Origin of the sequence: Chryseobacterium urinae (assembly GCF_030518295.1) — a bacterium.
Lineage (GTDB): Bacteria > Bacteroidota > Bacteroidia > Flavobacteriales > Weeksellaceae > Chryseobacterium > Chryseobacterium mucoviscidosis.
Genome location: NZ_JAULSJ010000086.1, coordinates 1 through 855, shown reverse-complemented (window position 1 = coordinate 855; position 855 = coordinate 1). Strand labels below are relative to the sequence as shown.

1 protein-coding gene is annotated in these 855 nt (G+C 49.4%); it reads left to right on the top strand.

What is annotated here, in order from left to right; translation table 11 throughout:
- Positions 1-159: 159 nt before the first annotated feature.
- Positions 160-855, top strand: a 696-nt coding sequence (locus QWT87_RS21060) for a DUF6443 domain-containing protein (protein WP_302718702.1), incomplete at its 3' end; no start/stop codon positions are given.

The window sequence follows — 855 nt, the reverse complement described above, 5'->3', positions numbered from 1 at the left end:
TAACGAGCATCACCCCTCCGTCCGGGGTAAGACAGACCTACACCTACGATCCGGCAAACAGGCTGAAAGAAACAGAAGTAAGAGGGAAAAACAGTGCAGGAAGCTATATCAACAAAAAAATGTCTGAAAACAAGTACAACTACAAACCATAACACAAACATGAGAAAATACAGTACAACCAAAGCATTCTCCCTGTTGGGGCTGAGCATTGCTGCGATGTCCTTCGCACAGTCCCAGAACGAGAACTACATACAGTCCCAAAGCTGTCTGAATGACGACTGCAGCCGGAAATCCGAGACCATCACTTACTTTGACGGTCTGGGAAGACCCAAGCAGATCATCAGTGTAAAAGCGGCACCCGGCGGAAAAGACCTGGTAACACCCGTTACCTATGACGGCTTCGGAAGACAGGTGAAAAACATCCTTCCCGTTCCTGCCGCCACCCAGAACTCCTCCATCCACACCGGAATTACCGATGAAACGGCTGCCAACTCCTATTACGGGGTTTCCAACGCATATTCTGAAAAGGAAATGGAAAACTCCCCGCTGGACAGGGTATTGCAGCAGGCAAGCCCGGGAGAGCCATGGAAGATGAGCTCAGGACACACCCAGAAGCTGAAGTACGAAACCAACCTGGGAACAGAGGTGAAGAAATTTATCACCAGTACAACCACCAGTACCGTGAACAATGTTTCCACCACGGTTTCCACGCTTTCGGTTTCTACGGATAATTCGGGATATTATCCCGCATCAACACTGTACAAAAATACCGTTACCGATGAGGACGGAAACCCTGTAACGGAATTTAAAAACGGACAGGGACAGACGATTCTGGTGCGCAGAAACGACGGGGCG